Source organism: Tellurirhabdus bombi, from assembly GCF_021484805.1.
Lineage (GTDB): Bacteria > Bacteroidota > Bacteroidia > Cytophagales > Spirosomataceae > Tellurirhabdus > Tellurirhabdus bombi.
The window spans coordinates 2819777-2838863 of the sequence record NZ_CP090557.1 but is presented as its reverse complement, the minus strand read 5'-3'; the positions used below and the strand labels follow the sequence as shown (position 1 = coordinate 2838863).

14 protein-coding genes are annotated in these 19087 nt (G+C 50.4%); 7 read left to right on the top strand and 7 right to left on the bottom strand.

The window, feature by feature from the left end; all coding sequences use genetic code 11:
• Positions 1-31: 31 nt before the first annotated feature.
• A complete protein-coding gene (locus tag L0Y31_RS11980; protein ID WP_234733303.1) occupies positions 32-3064 on the bottom strand; it encodes a S9 family peptidase in 3033 nt (1010 codons plus the stop codon).
• A gap of 12 nt (positions 3065-3076) precedes the next feature.
• A complete protein-coding gene (locus L0Y31_RS11975; protein WP_407084032.1) occupies positions 3077-5695 on the bottom strand; it encodes a M1 family metallopeptidase in 2619 nt (872 codons plus the stop codon).
• Between the two features lie 187 nt (positions 5696-5882).
• Here L0Y31_RS11975 and L0Y31_RS11970 point away from each other — a divergent pair, with 187 nt between their 5' ends.
• The gene (locus tag L0Y31_RS11970; protein WP_234733302.1) at positions 5883-6806 is read left to right on the top strand and encodes a phosphate/phosphite/phosphonate ABC transporter substrate-binding protein; all 924 of its coding nucleotides are present in this window, start codon (positions 5883-5885) and stop codon (positions 6804-6806) included.
• A 98-nt stretch (positions 6807-6904) separates the two neighbouring features.
• Here L0Y31_RS11970 and L0Y31_RS11965 read toward each other — a convergent pair whose 3' ends face one another.
• The 4 genes from L0Y31_RS11965 to L0Y31_RS11950 all read right to left on the bottom strand — a co-directional run bounded on the left by L0Y31_RS11965 (position 6905) and on the right by L0Y31_RS11950 (position 11211).
• Positions 6905-7957, bottom strand: coding sequence for an SDR family NAD(P)-dependent oxidoreductase (locus tag L0Y31_RS11965; protein ID WP_234733301.1), 1053 nt, complete (start codon positions 7955-7957; stop codon positions 6905-6907).
• A gap of 48 nt (positions 7958-8005) precedes the next feature.
• Positions 8006-9718, bottom strand: a complete 1713-nt coding sequence (locus L0Y31_RS11960; protein WP_234733299.1) for a GMC oxidoreductase — start codon at positions 9716-9718, stop codon at positions 8006-8008.
• 3 nt (positions 9719-9721) lie between these two features.
• Entirely contained in the window at positions 9722-10270 is a 549-nt protein-coding gene (locus L0Y31_RS11955) for a gluconate 2-dehydrogenase subunit 3 family protein (protein WP_234733298.1), read from the bottom strand.
• Between the two features lie 122 nt (positions 10271-10392).
• Positions 10393-11211 carry a serine O-acetyltransferase gene (locus tag L0Y31_RS11950; protein WP_234733297.1) on the bottom strand — a complete coding sequence of 273 codons (819 nt, stop codon included), beginning with the start codon at positions 11209-11211 and terminating at the stop codon, positions 10393-10395.
• Positions 11212-11443: 232 nt separating this feature from the next.
• On the opposite strand from L0Y31_RS11950, the gene L0Y31_RS11945 reads away from it, so the two are divergent.
• The 5 genes from L0Y31_RS11945 (at position 11444) to L0Y31_RS11925 (ending at position 16855) form a co-directional block, all read left to right on the top strand.
• A complete protein-coding gene (locus tag L0Y31_RS11945) occupies positions 11444-12661 on the top strand; it encodes a PQQ-dependent sugar dehydrogenase (protein WP_407084077.1) in 1218 nt (405 codons plus the stop codon).
• A gap of 287 nt (positions 12662-12948) precedes the next feature.
• A complete protein-coding gene (locus L0Y31_RS11940) occupies positions 12949-14169 on the top strand; it encodes a PQQ-dependent sugar dehydrogenase (protein WP_234733296.1) in 1221 nt (406 codons plus the stop codon).
• Positions 14170-14361: 192 nt separating this feature from the next.
• Positions 14362-14856, top strand: a complete 495-nt coding sequence (locus L0Y31_RS11935; protein ID WP_234733295.1) for a methylated-DNA--[protein]-cysteine S-methyltransferase — start codon at positions 14362-14364, stop codon at positions 14854-14856.
• 87 nt (positions 14857-14943) lie between these two features.
• Entirely contained in the window at positions 14944-15846 is a 903-nt protein-coding gene (locus L0Y31_RS11930; protein ID WP_234733294.1) for an alpha/beta fold hydrolase, read from the top strand.
• Between the two features lie 67 nt (positions 15847-15913).
• Positions 15914-16855, top strand: a complete 942-nt coding sequence (locus L0Y31_RS11925) for a threonine ammonia-lyase (protein ID WP_234733293.1) — start codon at positions 15914-15916, stop codon at positions 16853-16855.
• Here L0Y31_RS11925 and L0Y31_RS11920 read toward each other — a convergent pair.
• On the bottom strand, positions 16852-17808 hold the full coding sequence (locus L0Y31_RS11920) for a TIM barrel protein (RefSeq protein WP_234733292.1): 957 nt from the start codon (positions 17806-17808) through the stop codon (positions 16852-16854). The two genes, L0Y31_RS11925 and L0Y31_RS11920, sit on opposite strands and share 4 nt — an antisense overlap.
• A 165-nt stretch (positions 17809-17973) precedes the next feature.
• On the opposite strand from L0Y31_RS11920, the gene L0Y31_RS11915 reads away from it, so the two are divergent.
• Positions 17974-18969: an alpha/beta hydrolase gene (locus L0Y31_RS11915; RefSeq protein ID WP_234733291.1), complete on the top strand. Its 996-nt coding sequence runs from the start codon at positions 17974-17976 to the stop codon at positions 18967-18969.
• Positions 18970-19087 lie beyond the last annotated feature (118 nt).

The window sequence follows — 19087 nt, the reverse complement described above, 5'->3', positions numbered from 1 at the left end:
AGACTAAGCAATTTACAAAATAATCTTCCGACTAATACTTCATAATCCCCAATTCTTTCTCCACGGCAGTCCGTCCATCTTTCATCCAGGCAGGCATTGGCGCATCTTTGAGATAGTGATCGAAGAATTGGTATAATCTAATACTCAAGTCTTTAGAATTATGGCGTTGCGTTAAATTGTGATCCTCGCCGTTATAAACCAGCATCCAGGTCGGTTTATTCAAGCGCCGCATGGCCGAATACATCTCAATGCCCTGATACCAGGGAACAGATCCATCGGCATCGTTGTGCATCATTAGCAGCGGTGTTTCGATGCGGTTGGCGTAAAACAAGGGCGAGTTTTCGATGTAATTCATGGGTTTATCCCAAAGTGTACCTCCAATCCGGCTCTGTGTTTTTTCGTACTGAAACATCCGGCTTAGGCCCGTTCCCCAACGGATTCCTCCGTAGGCACTCGTCATGTTTGCCACGGGAGCACCCGCCATAGCCGCCCGGAACAGATTCGTCCGCGTTATAAGATAAGCCGTTTGGTAACCGCCCCAGCTTTGCCCCTGCAAACCAATCCGGTCGCGATCCACAAAGCCCCGGTTGATGAGATTCAGCACACCCGGCACAATGCAATCGTAGGCGTTGGGTCCCGGCGCACCCGTTGTGTAGACGATATCCGGCACAAAAACCAGATACCCATTGGATACACAATAGGGCATGTTAATCGTTGAACGACTGGGCGTAGGCGCTTTGTAATCGTTCAGGGTTTCGGCATTTCGTTCGTAATAATAAACCAGCATGGGGTATTTCTTCGTCGAGTCGAAATCCTCGGGTTTATACAGCAAGCCTTCCAGACGAACGCCATTGGTTCCCAGCCAATTCACCAGCTCCACACTGCCCCAACGAATGCTGTCCTGCTGCGGATTAACCCGCGTTAGTTGCTCTGGATTGGCAAACGTCGTATCGGTGAGGTAAAGGTTATTAGGCTCCCGGAAATTGCCTTTGGAAAACGCCAGCGTCGGAGCATTTTTTGCCTTCGACAGGGACGAGAACCGGTAGGCTCCTTTGGTTAAAACAGTGGGTTCGGCGGCAGGTTTATCCATAGCTTTTTTCAGAATCCCCGTCGATTTGTCCTTTTCCCAGAACCCTGTAAGCCATAAATCTCCAGCTGTGGGAATGAATTTTTCGTCCACTGAACGGGCACCGAATGAGCCGCCACCACCGCGTCCTTGCTCCTCATCCGACGACAGATCGACATACCGTAGACGAACCCGATTTTTACGGCCATAACCTGCTGTTACATTTACGGGTTTTTCCTGTCCGGTCGGATCGATTCGCCAGATGTCGTACCGGTCGTTGATCAGTACATAGCGATCATCTTTAGTCCAGCCCACCGCGCCGTAGCTACCGGGAAGGTCGGGCGTGTCGTGTTCTTCGTCAAAAAACTTGGCGGCAATGCCCCGCGTAAGGTCAATCCGTTTGCCCGCCGCGATGGACCACGCCCGCCACAGTGAATCCCGTTCGTCATACCACCAGGCGTATTTTCCGCCCGGTGACAACTGCGTCTGTGAGACGCGCGCGTCATTGGCGATCTTGGTTTTCTGCCCTGTTTTAGCATTGATCAGGTACATATCCGACTGGCCCGGATCCCACATGCTTGAAATCTGGTACGGGACGTTGCTGAGGCCCAGCAAGTACGAATGATCGTATTTATAATCGACCTGAACATTTGGTATCTCGCGATTTCCCAGCTGCGTGATGGTTCCGGTTGCCAGGTCACACACGGCCAGAAAGCCGCGCTCTTTTTCCTGCTTCAACTGCTTGGCCTGCATCGGTTGCAGCATCGGATCTTTCCAGCCCCAGACATCCACTTTTACCCGCTCGTCATCCAATACCGTCGAATCCTTAATGGGCTGGGGTGGCAAAATCGAGGTCGCGAAATAAAGCCGTTTGCCATCAGCCGAGAAGGCCGGTGTCCGGTACTCGTTTACGCTCCACCCTTTCGGGTAGGCCTTCGTCAGCGTATCCGCCAAAACCGTAATGGCACCGCTGTTTCCGGCAAAGGTGGCGGTTCCACTCCGCTTCTTTGACTTAGCAACCGGAGCTAAATTTTTATAATATAGCGCGTAGGCCCGAACGTCGGCATTGGCGCTGTCGGCAGAAGAAAGCCAGACCAGTTGCGAACCTGTTTTATCAACGGCCAGGCCCTTGTAGACTTTCCGCTTTGCGTTGGTATCTACTAAAATCTCCGTTTGTTTCTGGGTATCAAACACATAAACGCCCGGTGTTTTCAGGGAATCATTGATGGCTTCTTTGTTGTAGAAAATGACATTTCCTTTATCGGCAATAGCGACCTGAGACACGTAGCGGAAGTTTTGCGTAGTGCCCGTAGCCATATTGATTAGTACCAGATCATCGCCCTTGGCCTTACTATCGCGACCGGCCGCACGGCGGTCTGATCGACCCGCTGTTCTCGGACGCGCTGATTTGCTCTCGGTCGAATCGCTCTTGGCCGTTCCTTTTGGCTCCTGATGTTCCTGTAATATTGCGCCCCACGATCCGCTTTCTTTCGGTAACGAATAGGACTTCACGTTGGCAAATCCCATCCGACCGCCCGTAGCCAGGTTGATCACCAGCAAGCTGTCTTTTGGTAACTGATCGGCTTTCTGCTTTTTCTTTTTGGCTTCCCGCGTCAGCTTGTAAGGCGCTTTCAGACGCATCACCAAAAACCGGCTGTCGGGCGTAAATTGTGCCATATAACCCCGCGCAAATGTCTGTTTACGCGCTCCTGTATTGAGGGCGTTCAATCCCGCCGGGGCGTTGGGACCGCCCGTTCTGGCTTCGGTTCTTCCCGTGGCTTGTGGCGTTGTATTTTTCCCCACCTGCACTAGTTCCAGGATTCCGTCGCCTTCCTGCGGATCAATCTGATAGCAGATCCAGCGCCCATCGTTCGAATGTTTTTCCGACCGGACGCTCTGCCAGCGGTCATAATCAGCGTGGGTAAGTGCCCGCTTTTTTGTCTGGGCAAAAACCGTCGAGGAGAGTAAGAATAAAAGTAGAAATCTCGCTTTAAACATGTACTTTATGGATTAGTTAGTTGATTTATTTTTCGGGTACAGTAACTTTTCCGCTCGAAACGGCCCGTCGGCTGCTTGTAGTAACTTCGCTTTTAGGCGTGGATTGTAAGAAGGGTAATCTTTCAGGAAGGTCCGCACAATGGCCGCCGACTCCGCTGATTGATAGGAACTTAAAATAGACCGCAGCCAGGATTCAGGAAAGAAAATATCGCCAGTGCGCTGAATCTCTTCCAGCAAATCCAGGCTTCCTTGCAGGTATTTTTCGGAAGTAGCCGCCCGCAACGGGTGGTGCAAATAGCCCAAAGCCGCCGTTACCCACGCCTCTCGCTCCCGGTTGGACAAGTTTTTCAAGGAAGCAAAAAAAGCGTCCCGCTCCTGAACCTGAGCCGACAACGCGGGCATCATAAACTGCAAGCGTTTCTTCCGATCCACATTTTTTATACGTCCCAACTGCTGATCAAGAATACCAGCAACCGGATAATCCCGAACGGCCAGGGCCAACGCCAGGGCGGTGTAATCGTCTTCCGTCAGCGTAACTCCCGTTGGTGCTTTTTCGTCTTTCCAGATGGCATACAAACGGTCTTTGGCTTCTATAGACAGGGCGATACTTTGATAACACCGGAAAAGCAGCTTCTTTTTGTTGCTGTTGGGCTCTTTTTGCAGGGCTTGCCAAAGGGCGTTTTCAAGCACGGCAGCCAGAGACGGACGCTCGGCGGGCTTGGTAAACCGCCAGAAAATATCAGCTAACTGGGTGGTTAATAACCGTAATGCCAATTCTTCAGGCTCATTCGCCAGCATCTCTTTGTAAATCGTGGCCAACTGGGTAGGACTTACCTCCCGACCACTCAGCATATTTTCGTAGAGATTGATGTACGCCGCCGCCCGACTTACCGGATTTTTCAGGGTTGCCAGTTTAGGCAGCATCGCCTGGTCCACCGGAAACAGTCCGTAGCCCTGCCCCGACGAATTGAAAACTACAAAAAGGGGCGCTTCTTTACCTACAGCTTCCTGAAGCTGTACCTGCATTTTGTCCATTTGCACAGTGAGTTCCTCCACGCGGTCGGGGTAGACCAGCGCCACTTCGAACGCCTGGGGCCATACGCGCGACGAACCATCTTCCCCCTTCTGCGAAACCGAAAACTGACTAATTTTCTGGTTGGCGATTTTGAGCTGATAGTCAAACTGCGGCCGCCCCGTTTCTGCCACCCAGACATGGTTCCAGCTTTTTAGGTCTGCCGCCGTGTATTTATCCAGAATCGCGATTAAGTCGGGCCAGGAAGCGTTGCTGTAGGCGTATTTTTTCAGGTATTCGCGCAAACCATCCCGCAATGCATCTTTGCCCATGAGTCGCTCTAACTGGCGCATCATGATGGGCGCTTTGTGGTAAATAATACCGCCGTATAACGTTCCGGCTTCTTTCAGATTGGCCAGTGGCTGCCCAATCGGATTTGCTCCCTGCGTACGGTCTACGTCGTAGGCTGCCGGAAAATGAGCGATCAGAAACTCCAGATCGTAGTTGCCGTCGGACATGCTGATCTGGACGATTTTATCCGCAATGAAGTTAGCGAACACCTCTTTGGTCCAGACATCGTCGAACCAGCGCATGGTTACCAGATCGCCAAACCACATGTGAGCCGTTTCGTGGGCCAGCAGCGTAGCCCGGCTCAGCTTCTGGTCGCGCGTGGCTCCGTTGTCCAGAAAAAGGCTGGCGGCTTTGTACTGAATGGCTCCCACGTGTTCCATCCCACCGTATTGAAAATCCGGAATTGCCGCAAAATCAAACTTTTTGAAGGGGTAAGGAATTTGCGTGTAATTTTCCAGAAACCGAAGAGCGTCCGCGTGAACGCTAAATATTGGCTCCATGCTGAGTCGGATTTTGGTCGTATCCGTTTCCCGGTGCAGAAAATGCATGGTCCGTCCGTCTACTTTCTTGCTTACCTGGTCAAATTTCCCGGCAACGAAAGAAAACAGGTAGGTACTAATCGTTTCGGAAGCTCCAAATCGGTAGGTTTTGCGTTCGCCCGACTGGCTCGAGTCCTGCAACGTTGCATTGGTCATGGCTTTCCAACTTTTCGGAACCGTCAGGGCGAGTTGAAACGACGCTTTCAGGTCTGGCTGGTCGAAGCAGGGAAATACCGTACGCGCCCGGTCGGGAACCAGCAACGTATAGAGAAAATCATCATTGCGATTGAGCGAAAGGTTACCCGCTGTAAACTGAATAAAAATCTGGTTTTTGCCCGATCTGAGGTATTGCGGATCAATCAGCAAATGCTCTTTTTCAAAGACAATAGGCACGCTTTTCTGATTTACCGATACTTTTTTCAGGTGATCGCGCTGTTCCTTAAAATCAATTTGGAGCGGAGCGGTAGTTGGCTGCCAGTCAAACGAGATGGTTTCCGAAGCGGCGATTGGCTGGTCTTTTTTGGCGGGAATATCAAATTGCAGGGCGTAGGCCAGTTGACGAATCGTTTGCTTCCGGTGCATTGCTAATTGCTGCGAAACACCTGTTTCTACGGGCGGCTTGCCGGGTTTAGCAGGGCCGGTAGATTGTCCATACGTGGTCATTGCCAGTGAGATGCCAATTAAACTTATCGATAAAAAAGGAAACGACCGGGTACTTTTCCAGATCATGGGTTGCCTGTTGATGAGAAGAATTAGTAATAGAACCCTAAAGTTAATGAATCGCCGCCCGGTCGCCAAACCTTTCCGCTGATGCTGAGCGAAGAAAATAAGCAAAAAACAACTCGCTTACGTGCGCACCTTTTATCGGACTAACCTTTTCTAGATCAGATACTTATTAACTACACAACTTCCTTTTATGCGTCAGGTACTCACTTCTTTTTGGCTGATCCTACTTTTTCACCTCGTCCCATTATCTTCTTTTGCCCAGCTAAACAAACTGCGACTGGCTACGTATACGTACGCGGATAATGATCGTCTGAAAAATATTAAACCTTTGGCGGATGTACTGAGTCAGCAATTGGGCATTCCCGTTGAGACAAAAAGCTATCAGAATGTTTCGGCATTTATCCAGGGCCTCCAAGCTGGTGAAGTTGACATCGCGCTCATCAGTACCTTTGGCTATCTGCTGATGACCAGCTGTGGCCTGAGTTCCTACACACCTGTTGCCGCTCTCAAGACCGCTTCGGGCAGCGGGGATAACTACAAAAGTGCCATCATTGCCCACGCGTCGTTACCGATTAACAACCTTGCTGATTTGAAAGAAAAAGCGAGTAATTACCGCATGACTTTTGTTAGTGAAACATCCACATCCGGTAACTTAATCCCGAGATCTTTCCTGTATTCAGCGGGTATTACGCAGCCGGATGAGCAATTTAAAGAAGTATCCTATAGCAAAACCCACGCTGCGGGGGTTGCCCAGGTGCTGAAACGCGAGGCGGATCTGGCGGCCTTTGGTAGTGAAGAATATTACAAGGCCATCCAGCAAAATCCACAGGTAAAAGACCAGATTAAACTGCTCTGGCTATCCGAAGAAATCCCTTTGGGTCCGGTTTTACTAAAAAATTCATTGCCAACTGATTTACAGCAAAGGATTACAAGCACCTTTTTGGCCCTTCACGAGACGCATAATAACGCACTCGTCGCCTTGCGTTCGGGCTGGTCGGAGGCGCGGCAGGCCGAAAAATTCAAACCCATTGATGATGCCTTTTATCAATCGTACCGGCAACACATTGGTGCCCCTATAGCCTTGATTCAACGTTTTGCCAACTTGATTCGCTAATCTGGCATATAAAAGTCTAAAGACCGCGCTGGGCTACCGGAAATTTCGGTCAATCCCACGCGGTCTTTAGACTTTTTAGTAGTAAATGTGAGTGGCTGTTACTGAGCAAATTGGTTGTTTGCGTGCGCTGCATCATCTGTTAGGGTCGTGAAAATAGATCGCGTCAGGTCGCTTTCGCTTTCCTTACCCTTAACGCGCTGTTCGCCGATGCCGCCCGGAGCGGGGAGCCAATTATTGACAACCGCGCTGAGTTCCGCCGTTAAACCGGGGAATAGGCCGTGGAAAATCGCGGTGGCTTTGGCAGGAAGCGTCAGAATAATCTCGGCTTTCCCATACCGACAGGCATCCACAATGGCTTTGGCGCTGTCTTCAGCACTTTTGGTGAAAAATGGCAGCGAATCGCCAATTTTAAACCAGGCGTATTCTTTCTCATTCTGTCCTTTGAAGATAGCATGCCGGGGACTTCCTGTCCGCATCAAACCGGGGCAGACCGTCGTTACGTGGATATTGTCTTTGGTAAGTTCAGCCCGCAAACCTTCAGAATAGCCAACCAGCGTAAATTTGCTCACCGAATACGGCAATAAGTGCGGAACAGCAACTTTCCCGCCGAACGAAGCAATATTGACGATACGGCCCCCGCCCTGCTCGCGCATGTGTGGCAATACGGCGTTAACCGCGTGAAAGGATGCCCAGAAATTAGTGTCCATCGCTTCCCGAAAATCCTCTTCCGTAGCGTGTTCAAGCGGAGTAACAATGATAGTACCGGCATTATTGACCAACACATCAATCGTCCCTAATTCCTGGCTAACTACTTCAATAAATTGATCAATATCGGCTTTGTTAGTAACATCACAGCGGTAGGTCAAAACGCGGGTTCCGTACTGGCGCAAATCAACTTTTGCTCGCTCCAGTTCCGCTTCGTCACGCGCACAAATGGCGATGTGCGCACCCTCTTTGGCAAACTGACGCGCCATCACCAAACCCAATCCGCGTGAGCCTCCCGTAATAACTACCGTTCTGTCGCGGAAGCGAATTTTACGCCGTTGATTCAGAACGGCTTTGGCCGCTAATACGGCACCAATTCCTGCCAGGCCCAAGCCCCAGGCCAGACCTGGCAGGTTTGAGTGATCTTTTTTGTTGGAAAAATTCATAACTATTCACCAGTTGTTGCCTAATCAACCGGGTGAATAGACAGAATGTTATAGATTCTTCTTGGTGATTTCTTTAACTGCGTAATCCACAGCGCGGGCCGACAGCGCCATATAGGTCAGCGACGGATTTTGCGTCGACGTAGACGTCATACAAGCTCCATCCGTAACGAATACGTTTTTACAGGCGTGCAGCTGGTTCCACTTATTGAGCAGCGATGTTTTCGGATCTTTACCCATCCGAACGCCGCCCATCTCGTGAATATCCAGGCCCGGATTCCGCTTGTCATCGCGCACTTTAATGTTTTTAAACCCGGCCATCGTGAACATTTCGGTCATCTGCTCCTGGTAATCCTTCACCATTTTGTCGTCGTTGTCGTCGTACGCCACCGAAATGCGAAGCTGTGGAATGCCAAACGGATCTTTCTGGTTTGAGTCCAACGCGACGTAATTGCTTTCTTTCGGAATGGTTTCGCCCATCATGTGCGAACCCACGTGCCAACCGCCTAATGAAGGATTAAACAGGTTTTCTTTCAGGTCTGCGCCAATGCCATCCTGGCTGGTCCGTGAGATTCGCCCAGCGGAGAATCCGGCGGCATAGCCCCGTAAAAAGTCGGTTTCCTGCTTGTATACGTTGCGGAAGCGAGGAATATACGGGCTATTCGGACGACGTCCATCCGTGGTTGAATCCAGGAAGCCATCGTATTCGCCCGAAATACCAGCGCGGTAGTTGTGAAACGCTACGTATTTTCCGAGCAGCCCATTGTCATTACCCAATCCGTTCGGAAAGCGGCTTGACGTTGAGTTCAGCAGAACCAAATTGGTGTTCAGAGCAGCGGCATTAACAAAAATGATGCGGGCATAAAACTCCATCATTTGCTTTGTTGTCGCGTCGATTACCCGCACGCCGGTTGCTTTGCCTTTTTTCTCATCGTAAATGATGGAATGGACCACCGAGTTAGGGCGCAATGTCAGTTTACCCGTTTTGGCCGCCCAGGGCAAGGTAGAAGCATTGCTGCTAAAATAACCACCAAACGGACAACCCCGCTCGCAGATCGTCCGGTGCTGGCACTGCGCCCGTCCCTGCTGCAAATGAACCGGTTGCGGCTTCGTGATGTGCGCACAACGGCCCATAATTACGTGCCGGTCTTTGTATTGCTTCGCTACCTGCTGACTAAAATATTTTTCGACGCAGTTCCAATCATGCGGTGGCAAAAATTCACCATCGGGCAAGGTTGGCAGGCCATCTTTATTTCCGGCAATCCCGGCAAATTTCTCAACGTAACTATACCACGGCGCAATGTCGGCATAGCGAATCGGCCAGTCAACGGCAAAACTGTCGCGGGCCGGACCTTCAAAATCAAATTCGCTCCAGCGTTGCGTCTGCCGCGCCCAAAGCAAGGATTTTCCGCCGACCTGATAGCCCCGAATCCAGTCAAACGGTTTTTCCTGGACGTAAGGTTGTTCGGCGTCTTTAACGAAAAAATGTTCGCTGGTTTCGTTAAAAGCGTAGCATTTGCTGATGATTGGGTTTTCTTCCCGCACTTTCAGCGGCAATTGGCCCCGGTGCTCAAACTCCCAGGGATTTTTCATGGTTGTTGGGTAATCAGTTACGTGTTTTACGTCCCGTCCCCGTTCCAGCACCAGCGTCCGAAGACCTTTGCCGGTTAATTCTTTGGCAGACCAGCCCCCACTAATTCCAGACCCAATGACAATGGCATCGTACGTGGTTTCTTTTACTGCATCGATCGCGAAATTTGCCATCTTTTATTTGGTAGGTTTTTGGGAAATGGTTTTGGAAGGAACTGGAACGCAACCGTGAAAGCGTCCAGGAATTAACTCATATTTAGTGATATTGGTCATGACGTACTCCGAGTTCATGTAGCCACGGATGGTCAGGCCTTTCACCAACGAAAAGAAGCCTTTTGCCGAAGCGTCCGCCGATTTGCTCATCTGGTTCAGGAGTTCGGTCCGTTGCTCGGCACTGCAATCAACAAACGGCTTATTGAATGTTTTCTGAGCCATTTCGTCCGTAATAGCCACGCCTTTTGTCAGGTTTTCCTGCGCACTAGGCTCGTAACAATCTGCTACCATTTTCTGGACAAATTCATGCACGCCCAGTTCTTTGGCCCCCGGCGTATTTGTCTTTGGAATAATGGTTTCTACAACCTCAGCCAGAATGGCGTTCGCGTTAAGGGTTAACGGGCTATTAAAGGACTGAACAGTGGCTTTATTCCAACCGTTAGCCCACGTTGGAAGGCTAATTAGGCCGCCAACAGCTACGGCCATACTTTTGAGTGCAGTACGTCTTTCCATGCAATGTCAGATCAAAAAAATCCAAGAAATTTACTAAGATTTCTCCTAAAAGACAAGCGGAAAGTCCTTTTTACTGTAAATTTAGGGTTCTCCCTAAGGATTTCTGCATGAAGACATTATCACTAGCTGGGTAGGGAGCGTACTTCAATCTGACTCTGGTGATAAACCCGCGAATAAGGCTCCACGCTTTCGGTTAGCCAGACGTTTCCACCGATGATGGAATCATGACCAATAACCGTTTTTCCGCCTAGAATAGTGGCATTGGCATAGATTACCACATTGTCCTCAATGGTTGGGTGCCGCTTCTTTTGGGCCATCGATTTCGTGACGTGCGTGGCTCCCAGCGTCACGCCCTGGTAGATTTTCACGTTATTGCCAATAATGGCAGCCTCGCCAATTACAACGCCGGTGCCGTGGTCGATGAAAAACGACTGGCCAATTTCAGCGCGCGGGTGAATGTCAATACCTGTCAGGCCGTGTGCATATTCGGTCAGCATGCGGGGCAACAGCGGCACATTTAAGTCCGAAAGCAGGTGCGCAAGTCGGTAGACAGCGATTGCGTAAAAGCCGGGATAAACTGCTAATACCTCCTCGACGCCCACCGAAGCGGGGTCGTTGGTAGCAATGGCCTGTGCGTCCATCAGCAACAGCTCATAAATTGCGGGAAGCTGATCGAAAAACTGTTCGTTAACCGTATGTCTGTCTGCTAACAAATTCGTTTCCAGAGGCAACAACAGGCATTCGAGTTGCTTTTTAAGATTATGGTACGAATCAGCCGTGCTTAGTTCAAGCAGTCGGCAATCCTGCGTAATCGGAAATAGAAAGCGAATCAGGTTATCAATAAATCGACCGACGTCGGGTTTAGAAGGCAGCCGATAGCGATAACTGGCATTCTGAGTTGCCAGACGTTCAAAAAACAACTGTTGTTCAGTAGTAGTCATTATCCACAACACTCCCCTGGGGAGAGACACATTCTATATCGATTTACTATAGTAGATTGCCCGCCCCATTGTGAGGAATCCGAACAACGATCAGGCCATTTTCTATGCGTACCATCAATAATTTACCTGTCCATAAATCACTGATACACAAACAGAAACACGCATGAAAAGAAATCAGTTCTTCTTTGGCGCATCCCTTGTACCTACGAAGGTAGAAAACTTCGTCCGAACTATGATGATGTACATAAAAAAAACGGCTACGACCCTGCTAGGCTCCTTGGCGGCTACGGCTATCTTCGCTTTTGTGGTGTCGATGGCCTGCCAGTCAAACGATGCGGAAAAGGCAGACGGCCCCGCCGCTGGAGGCGATGCTTCTTTCCAGTTGGAAAACGCTTTTCCAGCCCTGAATTTTGACCGCCCTGTAGAATTTACCCACGCGGGTGATGGCACCAATCGAGTATTTGTTCTGGAGCAACCGGGGCGGATTCGTCTTTTCGAAAATGATCCGGCGGTAAAAACAGCGGGCGTTTACCTGGATATACAAAGCCGCGTTTCTTCGGCGGGTGAAATGGGTTTGTTGGGGCTGGCGTTCCACCCTAATTTCAAGCAGAACGGCTACTTCTTTGTCAATTATACCAAGGATAATCCGCGCGAAACCATCATCAGTCGCTTTAAAGCGTCCACTGCCAATGCAAACCAGGTCGATCCGACCACCGAAACCATTCTCCTGCGCTTTCCTCAACCCTATGCCAACCATAACGGAGGTAAAATTGCGTTTGGACCCGATGGGTTTCTTTACATTGCTACGGGCGATGGCGGTAGCGGAGGCGACCCCCAAAACAACGCGCAGAATCGAACCAACTACCTCGGAAAAATCCTACGCATCGATGTCAATGCAACCACCAAGGGAGCATACGGCATTCCAGCTGATAATCCCTATGTTGGCAATAAAGACGGACACCTTGAAGAAATTTTTGCGTATGGTCTACGCAATCCGTGGCGCTTTAGTTTCGATAGCAATACGGGCCAGATCTGGGCGGGTGACGTGGGGCAAAATACGCTGGAAGAAATCGACATTATCACCAAAGGCGGTAACTACGGCTGGCGCCTGAAAGAAGGAAATAACTGTTTCAATCCAGCCAACAATTGCGACCAGGGCAATCTGGTAATGCCTGTTCACCAATACCCAAGAACGGACGGTTTGTCGATTACGGGCGGTGTTGTTTACCGGGGCACCAAAATACCCGCTTTGCAGGGCAAATATATATACGCGGATTACGTCAGTAAAAAAGTCTGGTCTCTTAATGTATCGGGTAGCACCGCTTCCAATAACCAACTCATTGCTAGCGACGCTGGTTCAGTATCCGCTTTTGGCGAAGATGCCAACAAAGAGTTGTACATTCTGGATCATACGGGTGGATCAATCAAACGATTTGTAGCGAAACCCTAATCATTTCTTAGACACTTCAAAAAAGGCAGGCCGTAGGGTTCTGCCTTTTTTGTGCTTTACCAAAATTTTCCTTAGATCTATTGTCTGTCACCGAGGTTAATGTATCTCATTTGTTCTAATTAATCTCTTTTATTGTGACTGAATTAATTAGAACAATTTTTACGCTAAATCGTTGAAATACAAAAATATTTATTGGAATAAAACCACAAACGTCTATGAAACTCTTTTTATCTGCTCTTTCCCCAAATCGCCTTCTTGCAAAGACAAGAGGTTTGGGCAGACTACCGATGCTGCAAGCAAAAAAAACAGCCTCAGCTCCAAGTTCATTAGCCGTAGCGACGCTTTTTGCCCTACTGGCTCCTCTGGCTTGTCAGTCGCCAAATCTGGACGAAACCAGCAGCGCCAAACCTAACGGGGCCCGCGCCAGTGCCATCCAGCTAGAGAATGCTTTCCCCAATATTACCTTTTCTCAACCCGTTGAAATGACGCACGCGGGCGACCGGTCGAATCGGGTGTATGTGGTTGAGAAAGGCGGTCGGATCCGTGTGCTTGAGAACAGCCCCGCCACCCAGTCTGCCAGTTTATATTTAGACATTCAGAACCGCGTTGCTACGGCGGGCGAAATGGGCTTGCTGGGTCTCGCCTTCCACCCCAACTTCAAGCAGAACGGCTACTTTTTTGTCAATTACGTCAAGGAGAATCCCCGCGAAACCATCATCAGTCGTTTCAAGGCATCCAGTACCACCGCCAACCAGGTGGATCCGGCCACGGAGGTCGTGTTGCTACGAATCCCGCAGCCCGCTTTTGATAATCACAAAGGAGGTAAAATTGCGTTTGGGCGCGACGGATTCCTTTACATCGCCACGGGTGATGGCGGAGGCGGTGGCGATCCACTGAACAATGCACAAAACCGCACGAACTTACTTGGAAAAATCCTACGCATCGATGTTAATGGAAACAATAAAGGTACTTACGGGATTCCAGCTGATAATCCTTATGTCGGAAACAGCAACGGATTTCGGGAGGAGATTTATGCGTATGGCCTGCGCAATCCGTGGCGCTTTAGCTTTGATTTCATTACCGGTCAACTATGGCTTGCCGATGTAGGCCAGGGCAAGTTCGAAGAGATTGATATTATCACCAAAGGCGGTAATTACGGCTGGCGGCTGAAAGAAGGAAACAGCTGCTACAATCCGGAAACCAACTGCGACCAACCGGGTCTGGTAGCTCCCATTTTCCAATACGGACGCACGGAAGGTGTTTCGATCACGGGGGGCACGGTTTACTGGGGCCGCCGTCAGGCTACTTCGCTGAAAGGAAAATACATTTACGGCGATTTCGGCTCTGGAAAAATCTGGGCCTTGACTTTTAGTGGAAACAAGGTAATCAGTAACGAGGTGATTGTCGATGATGCCGGTTCGATTTCTGCCTTCGGCGAAGATGCCAACCGGGAATTATATATTCTTGATTTCGGAACAGGCACGATTAAACGCATGGCTGTTCAGTAAAACGCATCTTTGCTGTCTGTTCTAAAAAAGGAGTAAGACCTAAGGGTTTTGCTCCTTTTTTAACTAGTAACCTTTGTTTCACGAAATTGCGCTTGGAATTTTGTATTTTGAAGGGCTTTTTCGCCTTCTTATTTCAGCCATAAGCACAGACATGACCCGAATTTGTCGGTCCTGTACGCGCTTACTTGATTTATGCCGCTTCAAACTGCTTATTTCACTAGCCCACTCGGGTCCGTCCGAATTGTGGGTGATGAATCTGGGATTCACGCCATTTCTTGTCTGGACGAGCCAACGCCAATTTCCTCCGATCCGGATTTAGCCGCCCCGATTCAGGCTTGCCTACAGCAATTGACGGACTATTTTGCCGGAACGCGTCGCAGCTTTGACTTACCACTTACTCCCGCGGGAACTGCTTTTCAACAGACTGTATGGCAGGCGCTGCTGGAAGTACCCTATGGCAAAACACTTTCTTACCTGACGCTGGCCCGCCGTCTGGGTGACGAAAAAGCCATTCGGGCAGTGGCGGCGGCCAACGGACGTAATCCGCTGTGGATCGTGGTTCCCTGCCACCGCATAATTGGTTCCAACGGCAGCCTGACGGGTTATGCCGGTGGACTGTGGCGTAAAAAATGGTTACTGGAACATGAACGCGGGGAACAACAACTTAGCCTCAATCTGGGTTTTTAAGTATTGACGTACTATTTGAGCCGATTTTTGGTTATTCTAATAAAATAAATTGTTGATCCGCTGGATGTACAGCACAGTCAGAAGCGCATGAAATACCTTCTGTTTTTACTTCTTCCGATTCTTTTTTCGAGTTGTTTCCGGCGTTGGAGCATGAACGAACGGCAGATTCGGGCGCATTATACCGACCGCGCCGTTAAACCCACGTTCTATACCATCGACAACGACAGCATTCATCTTCATTGCGCCAGCATTGGTTACGACACTCTTCCTCCACTATTGCTTGTTCACGGAGCGCCGGGAGCCTGGTACGGTTACCTGCGCATGCTTGATGATACGCTGCTGCAACGCAACTTTCACATTATCTCGGTAGATCGACCGGGTTACGCCAAATCCCGCAAAGGCCGGAAGGCCATCACGTCTATTGACCAGCAGGCCAACGCCATCGTGAAAGCGCTGCGGCTGAACCATTCGGGTCAGCCAGCCCTGGTGCTGGGGCGTTCTTTCGGTGCCCCCATTGCCGCCCGAATCGCAATGCTCTACCCGGAAAAAGTGCAGCATTTATTCATGGTGGCCGCGCCGATCGATCCTGAAAAAGAAAAATTCTGGTGGTTCTCCAAATGGGGGCGCTTTCCGCTGGTTAAGTTGTTTTTGCCCCGCTCCCTTAACACAGCTACCGCCGAAAAGTATTCACACGTGTCTGAATTAAAGCGCCTTGTTCCTTTCTGGCAGTCGTTACAGGTGCCCGTGACGTTCATGCAAGGCGGTAAAGACTGGATTGTTGATCCTTCTAACCTGGATTTTGCGCGACGAAGCCTGGCGGGTAAAGACGCGGAGTTTTTGTTTCTGCCGGATGCGGGTCATTTGATCACCAATTCCCACGCGGCTCTGGTTCGGGAATTGATCATGCGTTGCACATCCTGCTACGCTCCGGCTCCTTCCGACACAACTCGGCCCCCGGCTTTGCAGCTACCCAGTAAAACCTTTCACTGACCCATTGGCTGCTTCCTAAGTCTTGTGTACTTTGCATTTTCTCCGTGAATTTGCGGCAAAAATCATCATGGTAAATTTTAATGACATTCGCGACGCCCACGAGCGCATCCAAAATTACATTCATCGGACCCCGGTTATGACCAACCAGACCATTAATGATCTGGCCGGAGCCCATATTTATTTTAAGTGCGAAAATTTCCAGAAAATTGGTGCGTTCAAAGCGCGTGGCGGCCTGAATGCCGTGCTTCAACTGACGGAGGAGCAATTAGCCAAAGGAGTTACAACGCATTCATCCGGTAACCACGCGCAGGCCATTGCCTACGCGGCCCGGCAAGTAGGCACAAAGGCGTACATTGTGATGCCACGCACAGCCCCGCAGGTCAAAAAAGATGCCGTTCGGGGTTATGGGGCGGAAGTCATCGAGTGCGAACCAACGCTGGAAGCACGCGAAGAAGGCGTGCGGGAAATCATGGAACGTATTGGCGCCGAGCTGGTTCACCCGTTCGACGATAACCGGGTAATTGCGGGCCAGGCGACCGCCGCCAAAGAGTTGATGGAAGAAATGAGCCAACCCTTACAGACCATCATGGCCCCCGTGGGCGGTGGCGGCCTCCTCAGCGGAACGGCTTTGAGTACGCATTTTTTGAGTCCGGAAACCGAAGTGATTGCCGGTGAACCCGAAGGAGCTGCGGATGCCATCTTGTCGTTTCAAAGCGGGCAGATCGAGAAAGCACCTTACATCAACACCATTGCCGACGGCCTGCTGACCAACCTCAGCGAGCGAACCCTGAGCATTATTCAGCGGCATGTGACGGCTATTCTAACCGTTTCGGACCCGGAAATTATTGCCGCCATGCGACTCGTTTGGGAACGCATGAAAATTGTTATTGAACCTTCGGCGGCCGTACCACTCGCTGCTTTGCTGAAAAACAAAGAGCAATTTGCCGGGCAGCGTGTTGGCATCATCATAACCGGTGGCAACGTCGATTTGGGGAAATTACCTTTTTAAGCCAGCCCCGCCTCTTTCAGCATTTTTCGCAAGGTTTCCAGGTCAGTCCGCATGGCCTGGTAAACCTGCTCACGCGGAATGGTCAGCGTGCGGTTACCCTGATCAGCCCCGCCGAGTGGGTACTCAAAATGCAGGGAAATAGGCACCTGGATACCGCCCTGTTTCAATGCCGCGAAAAAGGCTGGGAAGTTAACCATCCCTTGTCCCAACGGCACGTTTACGACCTTCCAACGCCCGTCTTTTTTCTCCCAGACAAAATCTTTAATGGCCAGAAAGCGAACGTGCGGCGCAATGGCCCGCAATCCATTCGCCCAGCTCATCCCACCTTCAATCGTCGCGTGACGAATGTCGTACTGACAACCCATGAACGGACTTTTAACGGCGTGCAATACCTGTGCTAAATCCCAGACAGCCGCCCCAAAGTTCGTTCCCGCGTGGTTTTGGTACCCACCCGCAATGCCATACGATTCGTTGAGCCGGGCAAGTTCAGTCAGTTGCTGCTGGTATTGCCAGAGCGCCACTGGAATGGACTGGTCAGCCGGGTAGGGAAACCAGCCGGTGCGGTAATACCGAATGCCTACTTTGGCAGCTGTTTCTAAAATTGGCTTGGTCGTCGGATGATCGGCCCGACTGATGGCCGTGGTCATCATCAGAGCAGCCACGTTTTTTTTCTGGAGGGCTTCCACCGCGCGTGGTAGTGTTTCTTTAGCCAGCTCCGGTTCCACGTGTCCTCCCGGTCGAACGCTCAAATCCACCCCGTCGAAACCCATGTCAGCCACGGCCGCCGCCATTTCCGGAAAATTCAGGAAATGCAGGTGTTTGGAGAAAACATGAATACTAAATGGCTTATCGTTCGGATTGGGCTGCGCCAACAACGCACCCGGCAGGGCCGCCGTTGCGCCAACGGCTAATAAACCTTTCAATGCATCACGACGAGGAATAGGTATGTCCATAGGGGTTGCTTTTTTGAGAAACGAACAGAGTGGGTTTACTGATAAAGAAATTTCCCTAAAAAGCACGGAGAAAACGGAGTATACTGATTTTCTGCTATTCGGCTTCGCTCTCCCGCTGTATGAACCGGATAATTTCTTACGTTTGTTTCAGAACAGTAAGCCTCTATGAAACTCTTCCGCTACTTCCTTTATACGTTCTTGAGCTTGTTTATTCTGCTGAATATCCTGCTTGCTTTTCATGCCTATCGGTTCACTTATTTCTACGACAATCCAGAGCGCCAGCGCCCCAAAAAACCCGAAGAATACACATCTGCCGAACGACTACAAGGGGCGTTGTTTGGCCTGAAATTCAAGAAGGCCGTGGTCGACTCCTTCCCTACTGTTCCTTTCCAGACGGTTCAACTCAAAACCACCGATGGCGAAACGCTGGAAGGCTGGTATGTGCCCGCCCAGGCGGCTTTAGGAACGGTTATTTTAAGTCATGGTCACGCCAATAGCAAAGCAAGGGTGTTGGCCGAAGCGCAGTATTTTCACGAACTAGGGTTTAACACACTCGCTTACGATTTCCGGGCGCACGGCAACAGCTCAGGCAACATTTGCACCATTGGCTACAACGAAGTACAGGACGTAAAAGCAGCCTACGATTTTGTAGCTCGTAAAGGCGAGAAAAATATTGTTCTCTGGGGCATATCGATGGGCGCTGCCGCCATCACCAAAGCCCTGGTTGACTACAGCGACCTGAAACCCACGCGGGTTATTCTGGAATGTCCCTTTGCCTCACTTTACGAAGCGGTGCAGGGCCGCCTTCGGACGATGCACCTGCCAACTAGTCCGGCCTCAGAGCTTTTGCTTACCTGGGGCAGTTTAGAGCGGGGCATGTGGTCGTTTGGGTATAGCCCCGCCGACTATGCCCACCAGCTTCACATGCCCGTATTGCTTAACTGGGGTGCAAATGACAAGCGGGTAACCCGCCACGAAACCGACGAGATTTTTGCCAACATTGGCTCTACCCGCAAACAGCTGATTGTATTTGAGCAATCGGGCCATCAATCATTCTGCAAAAGCGAAGGACCAAAATGGAAAGCCGCCATCAATCGCTTTCTGGATGCCGAGCCGCGTCCCATTGCCCATTTGGCCCAGTCCAAAGCTCTTACGCCCTGAGTAATACCGCTGGAATGCACGGTTGATCCGGGTCGTTCATCCGTTTACAAACTGGCTTGATTTTTACCGGCATTTGGAAGCTTTCTAAAGATCTACTTGGTTTAAACAAAGGCGCGCA

What these genes read in the sequence shown, in the direction of transcription:
- L0Y31_RS11980 (WP_234733303.1), bottom strand. Translation starts at nt 3,064, where the DNA reads ATGTTTAAAGCGAGATTTCTACTTTTATTCTTACTCTCCTCGACGGTT.
- L0Y31_RS11975 (WP_407084032.1), bottom strand. Translation starts at nt 5,695, where the DNA reads ATGATCTGGAAAAGTACCCGGTCGTTTCCTTTTTTATCGATAAGTTTA.
- L0Y31_RS11970 (WP_234733302.1), top strand. Translation starts at nt 5,883, where the DNA reads ATGCGTCAGGTACTCACTTCTTTTTGGCTGATCCTACTTTTTCACCTC.
- L0Y31_RS11965 (WP_234733301.1), bottom strand. Translation starts at nt 7,957, where the DNA reads ATGAATTTTTCCAACAAAAAAGATCACTCAAACCTGCCAGGTCTGGCC.
- L0Y31_RS11960 (WP_234733299.1), bottom strand. Translation starts at nt 9,718, where the DNA reads ATGGCAAATTTCGCGATCGATGCAGTAAAAGAAACCACGTACGATGCC.
- L0Y31_RS11955 (WP_234733298.1), bottom strand. Translation starts at nt 10,270, where the DNA reads ATGGAAAGACGTACTGCACTCAAAAGTATGGCCGTAGCTGTTGGCGGC.
- L0Y31_RS11950 (WP_234733297.1), bottom strand. Translation starts at nt 11,211, where the DNA reads ATGACTACTACTGAACAACAGTTGTTTTTTGAACGTCTGGCAACTCAG.
- L0Y31_RS11945 (WP_407084077.1), top strand. Translation starts at nt 11,444, where the DNA reads ATGATGATGTACATAAAAAAAACGGCTACGACCCTGCTAGGCTCCTTG.
- L0Y31_RS11940 (WP_234733296.1), top strand. Translation starts at nt 12,949, where the DNA reads ATGCTGCAAGCAAAAAAAACAGCCTCAGCTCCAAGTTCATTAGCCGTA.
- L0Y31_RS11935 (WP_234733295.1), top strand. Translation starts at nt 14,362, where the DNA reads ATGCCGCTTCAAACTGCTTATTTCACTAGCCCACTCGGGTCCGTCCGA.
- L0Y31_RS11930 (WP_234733294.1), top strand. Translation starts at nt 14,944, where the DNA reads ATGAAATACCTTCTGTTTTTACTTCTTCCGATTCTTTTTTCGAGTTGT.
- L0Y31_RS11925 (WP_234733293.1), top strand. Translation starts at nt 15,914, where the DNA reads ATGGTAAATTTTAATGACATTCGCGACGCCCACGAGCGCATCCAAAAT.
- L0Y31_RS11920 (WP_234733292.1), bottom strand. Translation starts at nt 17,808, where the DNA reads ATGGACATACCTATTCCTCGTCGTGATGCATTGAAAGGTTTATTAGCC.
- L0Y31_RS11915 (WP_234733291.1), top strand. Translation starts at nt 17,974, where the DNA reads ATGAAACTCTTCCGCTACTTCCTTTATACGTTCTTGAGCTTGTTTATT.